Below are 16,181 nucleotides of genomic sequence, written 5' to 3'. Positions count from 1 at the left end.
GTTTATTGATTATAAGAATGTTTGAATCTATGCCGAAATTTGTTCTTGGAAAGATTAGTAGATTGATCATACACAGTGTTGGCAACAAAAGTACTGCGGATGGTGTGCGGCTGTGTGATAAATTAAGTAATTATGAAAATGTGGAAGAAACACTTAATAAATTAATTACTTCCAATTTTAAATTTGATGAGTTGTATCAGTTTCATTTTTTTCCTGATTTAGAGCTCAATCCGGTTTATACCATTATCAAAGCCATGTTTGAGCATACAGATATTGATGATTTTATTAATCAGTCTAAAAACATGGGGCGTTATCTGTATGATAAAAGTAACCATCCGCAAATTAAGCCCGGAGAATTGGGCGTATTTTATCTTGCTGACTGTACGGTAGATGATGAAGTAGTGGATTGTATTGGTATCTTTAAATCAGAAAACAAGCAGAAAATTCTGAAAGTTGAAGACCGGCAGAATGGTTATGATTTAGCTGATATTGAAGGATTAAGCATTCAGAAGCTGGATAAAGGCTGTCTGATTTTTAATCTGCATTCAGAGCAGGGCTATCTGGTTGCTGTTGTGGATAATACCAACAAACATGCAGAGGCCAAATACTGGACTGAGGATTTTTTAAGTATCAGACCTGTTAATAATGAATATCATCAGACTACTCAGATTATGGAAACAGCCAAGCAATTTATTGCTCAGACCATGGACGCTGATGATGAGGAGAGTAAATCAGAAAAAATCGGTTTGCTGAACAGGTCTGTTGATTACTTTAAAAATAATGAGCAGTTTGATTTGCAGGAGTTTGAGCAGCGGGTTTTTGCGAATGATGATCTGATTCAGCAATATCAGGATTTCAGCCAGAATTATGCGCAGGAAAATCAATTAGAGCCGGTTAAAAGCTTTGCTATTTCTCCCAAAGCGGTAAAAAAGCAGGAGAAATATTTTAAAAGTGTGGTGAAGCTGGATAAAAATTTTCATATCTATATCCACGGTGGTAAAGATATGATTGAAAAAGGACGGGATGAAGACGGGCGTAAGTTTTATAAGATTTATTATCAGGAAGAAAACTGATGATTAAAAGCTTGCGCGGTTAAGTCTGATAAGTGGTCCCGCCGACAGGAATCGAACCTGTATCACACGCTTAGGAGGCATGTGTTCTATCCGTTGAACTACGGCGAGACTTTTTAAAAACAGGGCTATGGCTGAAATTTGCCATAGCCCGCTATTTTAAGAGATTCGGGCTAAAGATGCCAAGGCTAAATCTCGCATAGCCTGGGTGGTTTCATTAACCGGTAACTCATTCAGGCAGTTAATTGCGGCATCTACGGCTTTTTTTGCTTGCATAGTGCAATAAGCCAGTGCATCAGAGTTGATTACGTGATTGTGAATTTTGTTGAAATAGCTGCGGTCGGCGTGTTCTAGAGCATGGCGTACATCGGCTTTGGCCGCAGCACTGCCCTGATTAAGCAGGTAAATTAGCGGCAGGGTAGGTTTGCCCTCAGCCAGATCGTCGCCGACATTTTTACCAATGGTTTCTACATCACCGGCATAATCCAGTACATCATCGATAATCTGGAAAGCTGAGCCCAGATATGTACCGTAATATTTTAAAGCCAGTTCCTGTTGTTCTGTAGCCTTGGCAAGTATGGCACCTACCTGTGCCGCTGCCTGAAAGAGTTTGGCGGTTTTGTATTCGATTACTTGTAAATACTGTTCTTCAGTGACATCAATATTACCAATATTCATCAGCTGCATGACTTCACCTTCAGCAATGATATTGGTGGCTTCTGCCATCACTTTGAGAATACGGAGGCTGCCGGAGCCAACCATCAGCTGGAAGGCTCGTGTGTAGAGAAAGTCGCCCACCAATACAGCAGCGGCATTGCCAAACAGATTGTTCGCAGTTTCCCGGCCGCGGCGCAGGTCGCTTTCATCCACTACATCGTCGTGCAGCAATGTAGAGGTATGGATAAATTCCACCATGGCGGCCAGTGAAAAAAGCGGGTCTTCTGTATAGCCCAGAGCTTTGCCGGCAAGGATGGTAATTATCGGGCGCAGGCGTTTACCGCCGGCACTGATAATATACTGGCCTATTTGTGAAATCAGGACAACTTCGGATTCAACAGCACGGTTGATTACCGCATTAACACGGTTTAAGTCTTCAGGCAGGTGTTTCTGGAAATAAGGCAGGTTCTCAAGCATGTGTTTAGTGTTTCTGCAACTGGTAATGATGATGTGTTTTAGCCATGTGTCCCCGAAACTGCCGGGCACTTTTGTGTATTATTATACTTGAAATTCATTTAGGAAATGAGAAAAGTTAGCTTGGGTTAATAAAGATGTAATTGTGAATCGGTTAGATAAATTATGCTGATGTATACACAGGCCGGAGCATAAATTTCATGCTCAAAGCGGTGCGTTCGTCAGAAGTGGCAGTATGTCCGGCAGCCTGTTGTGGTATACCGCTGACTATATTTATCGTAATGCTCCGTCGTCTTATTAATTCGTCGACTCAGAGCATCATATTGGTATTAGGTGGAAAAGTTAGGCTTCTTTTCCGGTCAGGTTATTACTGTTTAGAACGGTAAGTTAATTATTCAATTCAAGTTAAAATGTTAAACAACAAGCACACCATTATCACTTTACCTATTATTGACCCTAATAAACTTGCGGTTATTATATCGCTTAACCAAATTTTCAACTCTGGATATTTGCTTTTATATTCATTAAATATGTCAATTAGATAATATTTTATATTTTTAGTGCACCGTACCTTGGGTAATGTCTTACCATTTTCAAGCGAATTTTAATGGCGGCTAGACCTGCTTCAAACGCTTCTTTAGTTTTTCGTTACTATGGCTAACACGCGTTCTAATTCAGATAAGGCGATTGGCAGCTGGTAAGCGTGATTACCCAGTGCATCCACTTCTTCAACAGAGAAACTCCCTGTTTCGCTTAGCTTTTACGATTTAGTTAAAAATAGAAGAAAGTAAGCTCATCTTAATTTCATCAGTCATAAGGAGATCTAGTTAGCTTTATTAGAATATGAACATCAGCAGCATGACTTGGATTTGGGATGATTGAACGATGTTGTAAACTCTCAACCCTCGCTTCTATAAGTTGATGTTCATGGTTATAACTGAACCACTGCGTGATATTTTCAGCTGGTCGTTGCCGTTTAATCAGTCGACCAAAACCATCATAATCGTAGTGGTAACCATTGGATAATGACCGTTTCAGTTTGTCAGTTATTTTTTATCTTTCTCTAAATTTATAAAGAGCATTACTATAATCTTCTTTTAAAAGCTCACTTTCAAATCCTTTATCAATAACCCAGCCTATGAACATTTTATCAATTTCACGATCATACCCATCCTGATACATAGCTCTCATTTCAAATTCTTTTACGGTCATATCTATTAAAAATCATAAATATACACTTGTATATCATTTTCCGATAATATTTTTATTATGAGAGGTTCTATCTTTTCCCATTTTCCTCCTGCAAGTCCGCAACCAATACGAGGCATATGCACACTAGCATTCAGGATTTCAGCTTCAACCGCCAATTTTTCCAAACATGATTTAATAGCTTCATAGCGAACCGGGACGCCTTTACTTCCAACTTTTGTTCCTCGTTGTCCTATCATGTTGGCAACATATATATAAGTTTCTACTTGTATTATTTGAATACTTCCTAACTTAAAATCATTTTTGGCTCTATTGCGATGCCATTCTCTATACGCTTTTTCAGGCTCTGCCCAACGCTTTGATATTGCTATGACAAAGCCTTTGCCCCAACCTCCAAGATCGTTACAAATGTGAGCTATAATTTTTATGCCTTTTGCCTGTGGCGAAGTAGCATCACCCTTCAGGTAATTTATTTCTTTCATTTATTTCAATTAACTTGTATATATTTTATTATCTTTTTTTGAAATAAAATACTCTTCGAAATGCGCATGATGAACTACATTTATCTGAATATAGTTTCAAAGTATGAGATATTTCCCGTTTTTTTTCTGTACTATATACGGCAAAGATAATATTGTCAAAGCATTTACTATATTTCCCTTCATTAATCAGGAAATGAGCAAAATAGTTGGCAATATCGTTCAGATTGTTACAGAAAACGCCACATCCCCATGCTCCCAGAATCAAGTTCTACACACCATTTATTAAAATACGGCTAATATTTATCTATTCTATTCAGCATCATATTCTTTACTTTAGACAATTTGTCCGATCTATTATATTGAATCATTGCACGATATTCACGGCGAGACTTGTCAATATATCCATACATTAAGGTTTTGATAATAGGGTATCAATATCATCCTTAAAAAACATACGGCAGGACTATAAATCATACGGTCAGAATAAAGAAAAGTGTCTCTATTTTTATTATATTCATATATTTCATGATAGAATTTCATTTTGCAGAGTACAGTGACGATGCCCTGGCCAAGCTTTCTTCTTGCGCTTGAGCGCCCGATACAAAGCTACCTCCTCCATCCCATATGAGTTAATGCTGCTTCTTTAGATAAATCTGGAGGAAAAGAATCGTTTATATGCCAACTATAATTGTCATATTTTATTACTTTTGCTATATCTATATCGGATATAACTTCGTCTTTTGGTGTTTTATTTATTATAGTCATTTTTCATAGTAGAAGATGCATTTTTTTTATAATTGACGACAATGAAAAGCACCCAATAATTCATTGTCTTACTTGAGTCGAAACTTCCTGTTTCACTTAGCTTTTACGATTCAGTTAAATACTTATAAAAGAAAATAAGCTCATCATCAGGATTATTTTTCGCTAAAAAAGAATTATATTTTCATTTAATTCGATAATTCGGTTTTGTTTTTTCAAAAGGTACAGAGCAGGGTAGTATGTATTATCAATAATTCATTGTTCCGGATTAGATTGAATATTTGAAAACTATTTTTCTGCAAATAAAAGACTTTCCGCGTGTAAACAGGTTATGTGCAAAGATAGCAGATAAAAAATAGCCGGAAGGAGCAAAAGGTGATCTTCTGGTTTTTTTAGATAAAATTAATTACTTGGATATATCTGAATAAGACCTTTCGGCGTATTTTCAGTGATTTTTAGCGTTGGTTCAGTTTCTATATTATAATAGTGTTCAATATATGCACCCAACCACAGACGTTCTTCTATGTTCGTGATAACATTATCTTTGTAAAGATATCTTCTTGCTGAAAACCTATTATCATCTGAGTAAAAATAAGAATCAGTTATTATAGCGCCATCTAATTTCACTAAAATCACATGATTTAGATTGGCATCATCTTTACTTTCAAGAGTAGCTCCAAATATTAATCCAATTATCTCATTGTCTTGTCTAAAGTAAAAATTCCTGTATACAAGCCATTCTTTTTTGAAATTTGAGAATTTAGTGTAGCGTATCTCTCCGATAATATTATTATTAATATCCATAAAATATCTATGTCTATGCTTTGCTGGAGAGCAGTCCTTTTTTTTAAGCATCCTTCCAGGTTTATACCCCAATAACTCACAGTTATATGGTTCTAAAGAGTAAGCTGGCAATACTCCCATTCCCCATGATTGGCTGACAGCATTATCGCTTAACCAAATTTTCAACTCTGGATATTTACTTTTGTATTCATTAAATATATCAATTAGATAACATTTTATGTTTTTCATTCACTATTTCTTATTTTTCATTCACTGTGCCTTAGGGAATTTCATTCCATTTTCCATTCTCTTCCCTATTAATTAGCAGATAAAAAATAATCGGAAGAGATCTCTCTGGCTTTATTTAGATGTCTTTTAAGTTAATAGCCCGCTGCCACCATGGTTTATTTTCAATATGACTTGATATAATGTCCCCTCTCCATTTTGCATATTTTTTTAAGAAAAACATCATAGCCACATCAGATTTTTCTATGAAATCAAGAGATTCATTCATTCCCAAATAAAAGTAAATATTTATTGAGTCAAATAAATGGAGGACTTTTAAAAATTCTTCATAGAGTAAATTTCCATCAGAGTAAATTAATCTAATCATATAGTTATAAGTGATTTCAATAATATTACTGTACTTGGAGGTAACCACACTATTGATAAAATCGTTAACTATATTTTTACATATTAACTTATTGTATTCTGATGAATAATATATTTCACAAGCTACCACTTCAATATCATGTGGCAGTCTATACCCCTTTTTTATTAACTGAATAATATGACTCTTTTTATTTGGCATTTAATTTCTCTCACTAATTAGACACTGAAAAACAAGGAAGTTTTGCCAGGTTTTCCCAAGTTTCAGGAAATGAGTTGATATAGTTGGTGTATTATCTGTTTGGCAGGTCGCTGTAAACAGGCCAGTATTCGGATCGTAATAACCCACACGAGGAAAGTAAATCAATTGCTATTTGATCAAAGCCATCTGAAATCTGTAATGTATTATAAATACCTTCACCATAGAGTTGTCAAAAACGGTATTTTAATCCTGCACTATGGGTTAACAGATGATGCAAAGTAATAACAGCATATTTATTATGGTAATAGATAATATTTATGTGGAAATAAATAATTTGAGTGAGTTTGCCTTGATAACAGCCTGTTTGCAAATTTAGTCAGTTCCGCACATACCCGACAACACTATAAATAGCTTTCGGTAGGACTTAATTTTTAATTGACTTAACTAGCCTGAGCTATATATATCATGAGATATTTATTATTGTTTTGACAGTAAAATCATGCGTTGATATAATCGCGAATTCCGTTTTTTGCGGAAATTTAATTTTTGTTTTTTAATTGAATTCCTATTGGAGTTGAGTATGTACGCGGTCGTAAAAACCGGCGGTAAACAATATAAAGTTGCCGTTGGCGAAAAATTAAAAGTAGAACAGATACCAGCAGAACTCGACAGCCAGATCGAACTGAATGAAGTTTTGATGATTGCTGACGGTGAAGCGGTGAAAGTGGGCACGCCTTTTATTGAGGGCGCTAAAGTAACCGCTAAAGTGGTTGCACATGGCCGTCACGATAAAGTACGTATTTTCAAAATGCGTCGTCGTAAACACTATCAGAAACGTCAGGGTCACCGCCAGAATTTTACCCAGATTGAAATCGTGGCGATTGCCTAATTGAGTGAAGGAATAACAGAATGGCACACAAAAAAGCAGGCGGTAGCTCCCGCAACGGTCGTGATTCAGAAGCCAAACGCCTGGGCGTTAAAGCCTTTGGTAATGAGCTGATTCCGGCTGGTTCAATTATTGTTCGTCAGCGCGGTACCCGTTTTCACGCAGGTGAAAATGTAGGTATGGGTAAAGATCACACTCTGTTCGCTAAAGTGGATGGTTATGTGGAATTTGCCGTTAAGGGCGCGCTGAACCGTAAAACCGTAAGTGTGCGTCCGTATACCGGCGCAGACGAGTAAGTTTTTACTGATGTTAAGCCCTGCCTTGTCTGGCAGGGCTTTTTTGTTATCAGGTCAGCTGGTGTGAAGAGGCAGCACAGATATTCTGTACTTTGGCTATAATCATGCTATGAGGTGTTCACAAGGGTATTACTGAGACTGGTTGCCTGGCATAAATATTGCAAACTGAGAATGATATGAAGTTTATTGATGAAGCAAAAATCGAGGTAGTTGCCGGCCGCGGCGGCAATGGTGCGGCCAGCTTCCGCCGCGAAAAATTTGTGCCTAAGGGCGGCCCCGATGGCGGTGATGGCGGCAGAGGCGGTAGTGTCTGGGCTGTAGCCGATGAAAATATTAATACTCTGGTGGAATATCGTTTTGTTAAACGCTATCAGGCCAAAAACGGTGAAAAAGGTCATGGTTCAGACCGTTATGGTCGCGGGGCTGATGATATTGAGTTGAGAATGCCGGTAGGTACGCTGATTCGTGATGTTGATACGGAACAGGTTGTGGCGGATTTAACTCATCATGGTCAGAGGGTATGTCTGGCTAAAGGCGGTAAGGGCGGCTTAGGTAATATTCATTTTAAATCATCAGTAAACCGTGCTCCTAAGCAGGCTACACCCGGTGAAGAAGGTGAAGCACGCAGTTTATTGCTGGAGCTGAAAGTACTGGCGGATGTGGGTTTGCTCGGTATGCCGAATGCAGGGAAATCTACGCTGATTAGTGCAGTTTCGGCTGCACGGCCAAAAGTGGCTGATTATCCGTTTACAACGCTGCATCCTAATCTGGGGGTAGTACGCAGTGATGACAATCACAGTTTTGTTATGGCTGATATCCCCGGTTTGATTGAAGGAGCTGCTGAAGGTGCCGGTTTGGGGCATCGGTTTCTGAAACATTTGTCGCGTACCGGTTTGCTGCTGCATGTGGTGGATCTGGCTCCTTTCGATGAAGGTGTGGAACCGGCAGCAGAGGCGCTGGCGATTATTGAAGAGTTACGTCGTTATGATGAGGCTTTGCACGATAAGCCGCGTTGGCTGGTGTTGAATAAAATTGATATGCTGGCTGATGATGAGCGTGCCGAACGTGTGGCTCAGTTTCTGGCAGATATTGGCTGGGATCACCCGCAGCCGGATGATCAGTTTGAATTTGATCTGACAACCCCGCGGGTATTTCAAATCAGTGCACTGGCACGTGAGGGTACGCAGGAGCTGGTGCAAACCATACAGCGTTATTTGGATATGAAGCATGAATTACTGGCAAAACAGCAGGCTGAACAACCTGTTGTGGTGGAAGTGCCGACTACAAATGGGTTGATACAGCCGGAATAATTCTGCTATCCGGATAATAGATACAGCCACCTGTTACAGGTGGCTTTTTTGTATTGGAATGAATCAGAAAATTGATGGTACTGAAAAATTAGTTTGTCTTATTTCTGAAAGAACGGCGGCGGATAAAACGATATATCAATTGCAGGAGCAAGACGCTGACTAATGCCAGAACGGCAGCCATTGATATCTGATCTATTGTATATACCGTTGATTTTATCGGTGTGACTGTGACGGCGGTAGCCTTATAGGTGGCAATGGTAATGCTGCGTGATGTACGCAGGCTGGTTCGTATCAGCTGTTGTTGTGCGTTTTGTTCAATAACTTTATAACTAAAGGTATCGTTATCATTTTTCTGTTTGCTGCCGTCAGGCTTTTTAGCCAGAAAAGTGGTATTGGCCAGTGTGTACTGTTGAACGTAAGAATAGGGCAGGGCAAGAAAGGAGCCGTCCGGTTCAAAGGCTGCAATAGTCAGATCGCGGTGCCATGGTTTGTGATTGCCCGCAGTTCTGCTGTCCTGACCGGCAAGCAGGAAAATAAATAAAATAAAGAAGCCGCAAAATAAAATCAGTTTAAGCAGTCGCTGTTTAAACTGACCGGAACGCTTCTGAGGCTGACTGGCTGCCGGATTATGCTGAGTACTCATGTAACTAACCACTGCTGATTGATTAAATTCAGTCTGAATAATGGCTGAAAGGTAATTTTACCTAATTTTTGGCCTGTGAAAGCTTATTATATTGTTATTAATATTCTGATACAGATAAATCATTGCCGATTTTATTGATTTTAATGGTATTTTGATTTGATGATTTGTTTGTGTTCATTTTTTTCTGTACCCGGTATGTTTGATAATGATGCCTCGCCGATGATAAATAATGGTATGACGGTCAAATGGAATTTGAATTTTTAGATGGAAATTATTATCATTAATTTTGGTTATTGTTAATCTGATACAGGAATGAGTGTATGAGTGAGCAACAGAATGTCGCTGAGCTTCAGGCTGCTGTAACACGTTTACAGCAATTAAATTCTCTGGTTCTGGCTACGGTAGCACAGGATGGTACCCCTCAGGCAAGCTATGCGCCTTTTGCTGAATATGATGGTTGTCTGTATATCTTATTATCCGGTCTGGCACCGCATACACAGAATTTGCAGCAACAGGAGCAGGCCAGTGTGATGCTGATTGAAGATGAAACTTCGGCACGCAATATTTTTGCCCGTGCTCGGCTGAATTATACTGTATCGGTTACGGTAATTGAAAAAAACACAGCTGATGGCATTGCCGCTTTACAAGCAATGAAAACAAAACTGGGCAATACAGTAGATGTGCTGTCTGAATTGCCGGATTTCATGCTGTTTCGTCTGCAACTGGAAAAAGCTCGCCTTGTAACTGGCTTCGGCCGCGCTTATGTCTTTATGCCGGGTAAGGTTGATGGTGCAATACAGCTGACTGAAAAGAATGCTAAAACAGTGTGATGCCGCTGTGCGCAGCGATTGCTCGGTAAAGGTAGTTAAAATCCCGTACAATAGTCGTTTTATTCGGATAAACCGGAGCTGCGTGCATGTGGTGTTGGCCTAAACGAATTTGGGTAATTATCCATACGGTGTATGTATATGGTCTGCTGGATCTGGTTCAGCAGCATGTACATCCGTCATGGCTGCAAAGGCTGATACGTTTACTGCCGCGCGGACGCAAATACCGGCAGCTGGATGCAGCGGTACGGTTGCGTCTGGCTTTGGAAAGTCTGGGGCCGATTTTTGTTAAATTTGGTCAGGTATTATCCACCCGGCCGGATTTAATCCCTGCTGATTACGCGCGTGAACTGGCCTTACTGCAGGACAGGGTGCCGCCGTTTGCCAGTGATGTGGCAATCCGGGTGATTGAAACTGAGCTGGGCAGGCCGTTGGCTGAAATTTACGCCCGCTTTAATCCGCAGCCGGTAGCCAGTGCGTCTATCGCTCAGGTTCATGAAGCCTATTTATTCAATGAGGCCGGCGGTATCGGTCAAAAGGTTGCAGTAAAAGTTCTTCGTCCTGACATCGCGCCGGTTATTGATCAGGATTTAGCTCTGATGGCTGTAGGAGCGCGCTGGGTAGAATGGCTGTTTGCAGATGGCAAACGCTTAAAACCACGCGAAGTAGTCGCAGAGTTTAAGAATTATTTGCATGATGAGCTTGATCTGATGCGGGAAGCCGCTAATGCCAGCCTGCTCGGGCGGCAGTTCAGTAAAAGCACTATGCTGATTATTCCGGCTGTTTACTATAATTATTGTGCGCGTCGAGTGCTGACAATTGAGTGGATGGACGGTACTCCGGTTGCCAGTACCGATAAGTTGCGTGAAAAAAATATAGATTTGCACCAGCTGGCACGCTATGGGGTAGAAATATTCTTTACTCAGGTATTTGACAACGGTTTTTTCCATGCGGATATGCATCCGGGCAATATTATGGTTGCAGATGACGGCAGGTATATTGCACTGGATTTTGGTATTGTCGGCACGTTAACAGATTATGATAAGCGCTATCTAGCAATTAATTTTCTGGCGTTTTTCAATCGTGATTATCATCGGGTTGCTACTGCGCATGTGGAATCCGGCTGGGTACCGGCAGATACGCGAGTGGAGGAGCTGGAAGCAGCAGTGCGTGCTGTATGTGAACCGATTTTCAATAAACCGCTGGCAGAAATTTCTTTTGGTATGGTGCTGATGCGGTTGTTTGAAACCAGTCGTCGTTTTAATGTGGAAATTCAGCCGCAGCTGGTGCTGCTGCAAAAAACATTACTTAATATAGAGGGGCTGGGAAGACAGCTGGATCCTCAGCTGGATTTATGGGCAACTGCCAAACCGTTTCTCACCCGCTGGATGCATAACCAGATTGGTCTGAAAGCGCTATGGAAAACGCTAAAGCAGGAAGCACCGGACTGGGCGCAAATGCTGCCTGCACTGCCGCGTAAGCTTAATGCCCTTGTAGATGAAAAGCGTCAGCTTGAATGGCGTGATGCCTATATTCATCTGCTGCGTACGCAGCGTCAGCAGAATTTCTGGCTGGCGGTAATTGCTCTGGTGATGCTGGCAGTTTTTCTCTTTAAATAAAATTTTACTGTGTTTTCAATGTAAAGTTGTCGGATATCAGCTTGCGGTGCTGAGAGGGTAACCGTTATGGTTCAGCTGGTCTTTGGTTAATAATTGTACTGTTTTTATATTGTTCTTATGCTGAAATCTGCTTATAGTTATATGCGGTGCTTTAAGGTACGGATTTCGGGTTATAATTTTGTCATTGTTTTAGCTCGCGGTTCATCCGCAGTATCTCATCTGTAAAGGAGTAGCCTTGTGTCGCGTGTGTATCCTTATCCTTTGATTGCTAAGGAAGGCTGGCCGTTTATTATTGGCAGCCTGGTGCTGAGCATATTAACTTTTTTCTGGTGCGGATGGTGGTCGCTGCCTTTATGGGTGCTGACAGCATTTGTGGTGCAGTTTTTTCGTGATCCTGCACGTGATATTCCTGTAAATCCCGAAGATGTGTTGAGTCCGGCAGACGGACGTATTGTGGTTGTGGAAAAAACTACCGATCCGTACCGTGGTGTGAATGCTCTTAAAATCAGTGTATTTATGAATGTATTCAATGTGCATTCTAACCGCAGCCCTATTGATGGCAAAGTGGAGCGTGTAGATTATTTTAAAGGCAGCTTTCTGAATGCTGCACTGGATAAAGCCAGTGCACAAAATGAACGTAATGCAGTTCTTGCGGTAACCAAAACCGGCCGGCCGGTAACATTTGTACAGGTTGCAGGTCTGGTAGCACGGCGTATTCTGTGCTACGTAAATGCGCATGATTTATTACATCGCGGTGACCGCTATGGTTTTATCCGCTTTGGTTCGCGGGTAGATGTTTATTTGCCGGAAGATGCTACTGCACTGGTGGCTATTGGTGATAAGGTCAGTGCCAGCAGTACAGTACTGGCAACTTTGCCATTGCAGGCTCCTGATATCAGTGCTGAACTGCAAAGTAATACTGAAGAACATGCAGATCTGGTCACAGAAGCTGCTAATCGGGCAGCAGCTGCCGCACGGCATGTACTGTCTCAGGAATAAAGGCTATTAATTGTTATACAGGCTGTTTGTCCTTTGTAAGGTCAGGCAGCCTGTTGTCGTTTAAACCGGTAAATGATGAGCAGATTTGATAAGACCAATTTATCTGAGCAGCAGCCAGAGCGAGTGCTGCTGGTAGGGGTATTGCTGGATAAGGATTTTCCGGTTGCTGCCGAGCGCCGGACAGTATTGTTTGAGTCGGCACTGGCTGAAGCTGAGGAGCTGGTACGTGCTACCGGAGCAGATTTAGTGGAAGTTGTTCCGTGTAAACGTCAGCAGCCGGACAGTGCATTGTTTGTGGGTAAAGGCAAAGCAGAAGAACTGGCACAAACAGTAGCTGAAGCCGGAATTGATCTGGTGGTCTTTAACCATGCGCTAACGCCTACGCAGGAGCGTAATCTTGAAAGGCTGCTCCAGTGCCGGGTATTGGATCGGGTTGGCCTGATTCTCGCTATCTTTGCCCGGCGTGCACAAAGTCAGGAGGGGCGCTTGCAGGTGGAGCTAGCTCAGCTGGTTCATTTATCCAGCCGGCTGGTGCGTGGTTATGGTCATTTGCAGAGCCAGAGAGGGGGTATTGGTTTACGCGGCCCAGGTGAGACACGTCTGGAAACTGACCGCCGTCTGATCAGGCAGAAAATTACCCGTCTGCGCCAGCAATTGCAGCAGGTGCGCCGGCAGCGGGCAACTCAGCGTAAAAGTCGGTATCAGGGTACACTGCCGGCCTTTGCGCTGGTGGGCTATACCAATGTAGGCAAATCCAGTCTGTTTAACCGTTTAACCAAAGCTCAGGTCATGGCAGAAGACCAGCTGTTTGCCACCCTGGATAATACAGTGCGCCGTTTGTATCTGAATGACCAGACCAGTGTTTTATTATCCGATACTGTCGGTTTTATTCGCGATTTACCGCACGGACTGGTAGCTGCTTTTGCGGCGACACTGGAGGAAACTGCGCTGGCTGATGTGCTTCTGCATGTGGTGGATATTACCCATCCGGAATTTGAGCGGCAAATAGATGCTGTGAATACGGTATTACAGGAAATTGATGCAGAAAACATACCGCAGCTGATTATTTATAATAAAATTGATAAATTGTCTGCTGAACAAAGAATGCAGGGGATTGTGCGTGATATACATGGTCGTCCGCAGGCTGTTTATATATCGGTACAGGATGGCAGCGGACTGGATGATTTACGTACAGCTATGATAGAAATGGCAGGTATGAAATATGCACAACATAATAAACAGGATGAGTATTAATATTGCCTGTTGAGGATTTAGCTGAATATGACTCAAGAAAAAAATGATGTAATTAAACCAAATCGCCCCCATCGTCCGAACCGGCGCCGCCGGCTGCGTGATAACAGTATTTATTTGTTGCCTAATGCATTTACACTGGCGGCACTGTTTGCCGCTTTTTATGCCATTACTCAGTCTATGCATGGTCATTATGAAGTTGCAGCAATTGCGGTATTTATTTCTATGCTGCTGGATGGCATGGACGGTCGGGTTGCCCGTTTAACTAACAGTCAGAGTGCTTTTGGTGAACAGCTCGACAGTCTGGCTGATATGGTAAGTTTCGGGGTGGCACCTGCCTTGATTGCGTATAAATGGCAGTTATTTCATTTTGGTAAAATTGGTTACTCGGTAGCATTTATTTATTGTGCCTGTGCGGCCTTGCGGCTGGCATTGTTCAATACTCTGATTGGTAAAGTAAGTAAGAAATGGTTTATCGGAATTCCCAGCCCGACGGCAGCTGCACTGGTAATCGGCTTAATCTGGGTAAGCCATACTTTTCAGGGTTTACCTCATGTAGACTGGCTATGCCTGATTATTACTCTGTTTGGCGGTTTATCCATGGTGGTTCAGATACCTTTCTGGTCATTCAAGGAAATCAATGCTTATCGTAAAGTACCTTTTTTTGTAATGATTCTGGCTGTTATTGGCTTACTGGTAGTGACATGGGAACCATCAGTAGTACTGTTTGCCTTTTTCCTGCTCTATAGTTTGTCCGGTTATGTGATGTTTATCTGGCGCGTGCTGACTAAACGCAAATTTCAGCCAGAATAATGATGAGCACTTTCTATTGCTGAAAAAATAAGCTGATATATTGATTAAAGGAGAATAGTAATGGCAGTTAATTTGTCCGTGCCTGGTGATGAGCAGATTTTAGCCATTGACGGCGTGCAGGTATTTGTCGGACAGGCCGGAATCAAAAAACCGGAACACGATGATTTAACGCTTATTGTGCTTAACGGGATAAACAGTATCGGCGCTGTATTTACCCAAAACCGTTTTTGTGCTGCACCGGTACAGATTGCTAAACAGCATCTGGCTACAGACGCCGGAGTGCGTGCACTGGTAATCAATACAGGTAATGCCAATGCCGGTACAGGCAAACAAGGGCTGGATGATGCGCAGTTGATATGTGACAAGGTTGCACAGCAGATTGGTTGCAGTGCATCAGAGGTTTTACCGTTTTCTACCGGTGTGATTCTCGAACCCTTGCCGGTAGATAAAATTGTGGCTGCTTTGCCGAAAGTGAAAGTTGTACACTGGCCGCGGGCTGCTGCCGCCATTATGACTACGGATACTGTTCCTAAAATGGCCAGCCGTACGGTTTATATTGACGGGCATAAAGTACGTTTCACCGGTATTGCCAAAGGTTCCGGCATGATTCATCCGAATATGGCTACTATGCTCGGATTTGTGTTTACTGATGCGGCTATAGCCCAGCCATTGTTGCAGCAAATGGTAACTGAAGTGGCAGCCACATCTTTTAATGCGATTACTGTTGACGGAGATACTTCTACCAATGACAGTTTTGTGGTCGTAGCTACAGGTAAGTCTCAGCTGGGGCGGATAGAGTCAGTAGCCGGAAAGGATTACTTAGCAGTCAAAACTGTACTGGCTGATCTGGCACTGGAACTGGCACAGGCGATTGTACGTGACGGTGAGGGCGCAACCAAGTTTATTACTATTGATGTACGCAATGCTCTGACTGAAGCAGAGGCCAGACAGGTAGGCTATGCTGTTGCCCGTTCACCATTGGTAAAAACAGCTTTTTATGCCAGTGACCCGAATCTGGGGCGTATTTTGTGCGCAATCGGTTATGCAGGTATTGCTGATTTGGATGTGGCAGCAATTAAGGTATATCTGGGTGAAGTGCTGGTGGCAGAAAATGGTGGCCGGGCTGCCAGCTATACAGAAGAGGCTGGTCAGCAGGTAATGGCACAGAATGAAATTACAGTAACCATTGATCTGGCACGTGCGGAAGCACAGGCAAAGATTTACACCTGTGATTTATCCAGAGAGTATGTGACAATTAATGCTGATTATCGCAGCTAAGCTGTACTGAG

At 41.9% G+C, this 16,181-nt stretch carries 17 protein-coding genes, 1 tRNA gene and 1 pseudogene; 10 read left to right on the top strand and 9 right to left on the bottom strand.

Annotation, left to right across the window (positions count from 1 at the left end; translation table 11 throughout):
- Positions 1-17 precede the first annotated feature (17 nt).
- Complete coding sequence (locus GY065_RS09165) at positions 18-1,073, top strand: nucleoid-associated protein (protein ID WP_202984080.1); 1,056 nt, start codon at positions 18-20, stop codon at positions 1,071-1,073.
- A gap of 33 nt (positions 1,074-1,106) precedes the next feature.
- Here the strand turns inward: GY065_RS09165 and GY065_RS09160 are convergent.
- The 8 genes and pseudogenes from GY065_RS09160 to GY065_RS09120 form a co-directional block, all read right to left on the bottom strand.
- A tRNA-Arg gene (locus GY065_RS09160) sits at positions 1,107-1,181 on the bottom strand.
- 48 nt (positions 1,182-1,229) lie between these two features.
- Positions 1,230-2,204, bottom strand: coding sequence for a polyprenyl synthetase family protein (locus GY065_RS09155; RefSeq protein ID WP_174833874.1), 975 nt, complete (start codon positions 2,202-2,204; stop codon positions 1,230-1,232).
- A gap of 804 nt (positions 2,205-3,008) precedes the next feature.
- Positions 3,009-3,182 carry a hypothetical protein gene (locus tag GY065_RS13625; protein ID WP_371731957.1) on the bottom strand — a complete coding sequence of 58 codons (174 nt, stop codon included), beginning with the start codon at positions 3,180-3,182 and terminating at the stop codon, positions 3,009-3,011.
- 72 nt (positions 3,183-3,254) lie between these two features.
- The gene (locus GY065_RS09145) at positions 3,255-3,413 is read right to left on the bottom strand and encodes a hypothetical protein (protein ID WP_174833873.1); all 159 of its coding nucleotides are present in this window, start codon (positions 3,411-3,413) and stop codon (positions 3,255-3,257) included.
- A gap of 5 nt (positions 3,414-3,418) precedes the next feature.
- Positions 3,419-3,892: a macro domain-containing protein gene (locus GY065_RS09140; RefSeq protein WP_174833872.1), complete on the bottom strand. Its 474-nt coding sequence runs from the start codon at positions 3,890-3,892 to the stop codon at positions 3,419-3,421.
- Positions 3,893-4,285: 393 nt separating this feature from the next.
- Positions 4,286-4,518: pseudogene (locus tag GY065_RS13620) on the bottom strand (TIGR02452 family protein).
- 538 nt (positions 4,519-5,056) lie between these two features.
- Complete coding sequence (locus GY065_RS09125; protein WP_174833870.1) at positions 5,057-5,686, bottom strand: hypothetical protein; 630 nt, start codon at positions 5,684-5,686, stop codon at positions 5,057-5,059.
- A gap of 115 nt (positions 5,687-5,801) precedes the next feature.
- Complete coding sequence (locus tag GY065_RS09120) at positions 5,802-6,248, bottom strand: hypothetical protein (protein WP_174833869.1); 447 nt, start codon at positions 6,246-6,248, stop codon at positions 5,802-5,804.
- 580 nt (positions 6,249-6,828) lie between these two features.
- Here GY065_RS09120 and rplU point away from each other — a divergent pair.
- The 3 genes from rplU (at position 6,829) to obgE (ending at position 8,740) form a co-directional block, all read left to right on the top strand.
- Positions 6,829-7,137 carry a 50S ribosomal protein L21 gene (rplU, locus tag GY065_RS09115; protein WP_025331258.1) on the top strand — a complete coding sequence of 103 codons (309 nt, stop codon included), beginning with the start codon at positions 6,829-6,831 and terminating at the stop codon, positions 7,135-7,137.
- A 20-nt stretch (positions 7,138-7,157) separates the two neighbouring features.
- Complete coding sequence (gene rpmA / locus GY065_RS09110) at positions 7,158-7,430, top strand: 50S ribosomal protein L27 (RefSeq protein ID WP_025331257.1); 273 nt, start codon at positions 7,158-7,160, stop codon at positions 7,428-7,430.
- Positions 7,431-7,606: 176 nt separating this feature from the next.
- Positions 7,607-8,740 carry a GTPase ObgE gene (obgE, locus tag GY065_RS09105; RefSeq protein ID WP_174833868.1) on the top strand — a complete coding sequence of 378 codons (1,134 nt, stop codon included), beginning with the start codon at positions 7,607-7,609 and terminating at the stop codon, positions 8,738-8,740.
- A gap of 88 nt (positions 8,741-8,828) precedes the next feature.
- Here obgE and GY065_RS09100 read toward each other — a convergent pair whose 3' ends face one another.
- Positions 8,829-9,383 (bottom strand): hypothetical protein, encoded by a 555-nt coding sequence (locus GY065_RS09100; protein ID WP_174833867.1) that lies wholly within the window; start codon positions 9,381-9,383, stop codon positions 8,829-8,831.
- Positions 9,384-9,703: 320 nt separating this feature from the next.
- Here GY065_RS09100 and GY065_RS09095 point away from each other — a divergent pair, with 320 nt between their 5' ends.
- The 6 genes from GY065_RS09095 to argJ all read left to right on the top strand — a co-directional run bounded on the left by GY065_RS09095 (position 9,704) and on the right by argJ (position 16,170).
- Positions 9,704-10,213: a HugZ family protein gene (locus GY065_RS09095; protein WP_037392667.1), complete on the top strand. Its 510-nt coding sequence runs from the start codon at positions 9,704-9,706 to the stop codon at positions 10,211-10,213.
- 86 nt (positions 10,214-10,299) lie between these two features.
- Positions 10,300-11,829, top strand: a complete 1,530-nt coding sequence (ubiB, locus tag GY065_RS09090) for a ubiquinone biosynthesis regulatory protein kinase UbiB (RefSeq protein WP_037392666.1) — start codon at positions 10,300-10,302, stop codon at positions 11,827-11,829.
- 237 nt (positions 11,830-12,066) lie between these two features.
- Complete coding sequence (locus GY065_RS09085; RefSeq protein ID WP_174833866.1) at positions 12,067-12,828, top strand: phosphatidylserine decarboxylase; 762 nt, start codon at positions 12,067-12,069, stop codon at positions 12,826-12,828.
- Between the two features lie 75 nt (positions 12,829-12,903).
- On the top strand, positions 12,904-14,082 hold the full coding sequence (hflX, locus tag GY065_RS09080; protein WP_078475703.1) for a GTPase HflX: 1,179 nt from the start codon (positions 12,904-12,906) through the stop codon (positions 14,080-14,082).
- Positions 14,083-14,109: 27 nt separating this feature from the next.
- On the top strand, positions 14,110-14,892 hold the full coding sequence (gene pssA, locus GY065_RS09075; protein ID WP_041878862.1) for a CDP-diacylglycerol--serine O-phosphatidyltransferase: 783 nt from the start codon (positions 14,110-14,112) through the stop codon (positions 14,890-14,892).
- Between the two features lie 60 nt (positions 14,893-14,952).
- Positions 14,953-16,170 carry a bifunctional glutamate N-acetyltransferase/amino-acid acetyltransferase ArgJ gene (argJ, locus tag GY065_RS09070; protein ID WP_174833865.1) on the top strand — a complete coding sequence of 406 codons (1,218 nt, stop codon included), beginning with the start codon at positions 14,953-14,955 and terminating at the stop codon, positions 16,168-16,170.
- Positions 16,171-16,181 lie beyond the last annotated feature (11 nt).

This window comes from Snodgrassella sp. ESL0323 (assembly GCF_013346865.1).
GTDB lineage: Bacteria > Pseudomonadota > Gammaproteobacteria > Burkholderiales > Neisseriaceae > Snodgrassella > Snodgrassella alvi.
The sequence above is the reverse complement of the archived record's forward strand: the minus strand, read 5'-3'. Positions and strand labels throughout refer to the sequence as shown.

Excerpts from the sequence above, each read along its gene's own strand:
- GY065_RS09095 (WP_037392667.1), top strand. The coding sequence starts at position 9,704 with ATGAGTGAGCAACAGAATGTCGCTGAGCTTCAGGCTGCTGTAACACGT.
- argJ (WP_174833865.1), top strand. The coding sequence starts at position 14,953 with ATGGCAGTTAATTTGTCCGTGCCTGGTGATGAGCAGATTTTAGCCATT.
- ubiB (WP_037392666.1), top strand. The coding sequence starts at position 10,300 with ATGTGGTGTTGGCCTAAACGAATTTGGGTAATTATCCATACGGTGTAT.
- GY065_RS09155 (WP_174833874.1), bottom strand. The coding sequence starts at position 2,204 with ATGCTTGAGAACCTGCCTTATTTCCAGAAACACCTGCCTGAAGACTTA.
- obgE (WP_174833868.1), top strand. The coding sequence starts at position 7,607 with ATGAAGTTTATTGATGAAGCAAAAATCGAGGTAGTTGCCGGCCGCGGC.
- rplU (WP_025331258.1), top strand. The coding sequence starts at position 6,829 with ATGTACGCGGTCGTAAAAACCGGCGGTAAACAATATAAAGTTGCCGTT.
- GY065_RS09145 (WP_174833873.1), bottom strand. The coding sequence starts at position 3,413 with ATGACCGTAAAAGAATTTGAAATGAGAGCTATGTATCAGGATGGGTAT.
- GY065_RS09140 (WP_174833872.1), bottom strand. The coding sequence starts at position 3,892 with ATGAAAGAAATAAATTACCTGAAGGGTGATGCTACTTCGCCACAGGCA.
- rpmA (WP_025331257.1), top strand. The coding sequence starts at position 7,158 with ATGGCACACAAAAAAGCAGGCGGTAGCTCCCGCAACGGTCGTGATTCA.
- hflX (WP_078475703.1), top strand. The coding sequence starts at position 12,904 with ATGAGCAGATTTGATAAGACCAATTTATCTGAGCAGCAGCCAGAGCGA.
- GY065_RS09100 (WP_174833867.1), bottom strand. The coding sequence starts at position 9,383 with ATGAGTACTCAGCATAATCCGGCAGCCAGTCAGCCTCAGAAGCGTTCC.
- pssA (WP_041878862.1), top strand. The coding sequence starts at position 14,110 with ATGACTCAAGAAAAAAATGATGTAATTAAACCAAATCGCCCCCATCGT.
- GY065_RS09120 (WP_174833869.1), bottom strand. The coding sequence starts at position 6,248 with ATGCCAAATAAAAAGAGTCATATTATTCAGTTAATAAAAAAGGGGTAT.
- GY065_RS09125 (WP_174833870.1), bottom strand. The coding sequence starts at position 5,686 with ATGAAAAACATAAAATGTTATCTAATTGATATATTTAATGAATACAAA.
- GY065_RS09165 (WP_202984080.1), top strand. The coding sequence starts at position 18 with ATGTTTGAATCTATGCCGAAATTTGTTCTTGGAAAGATTAGTAGATTG.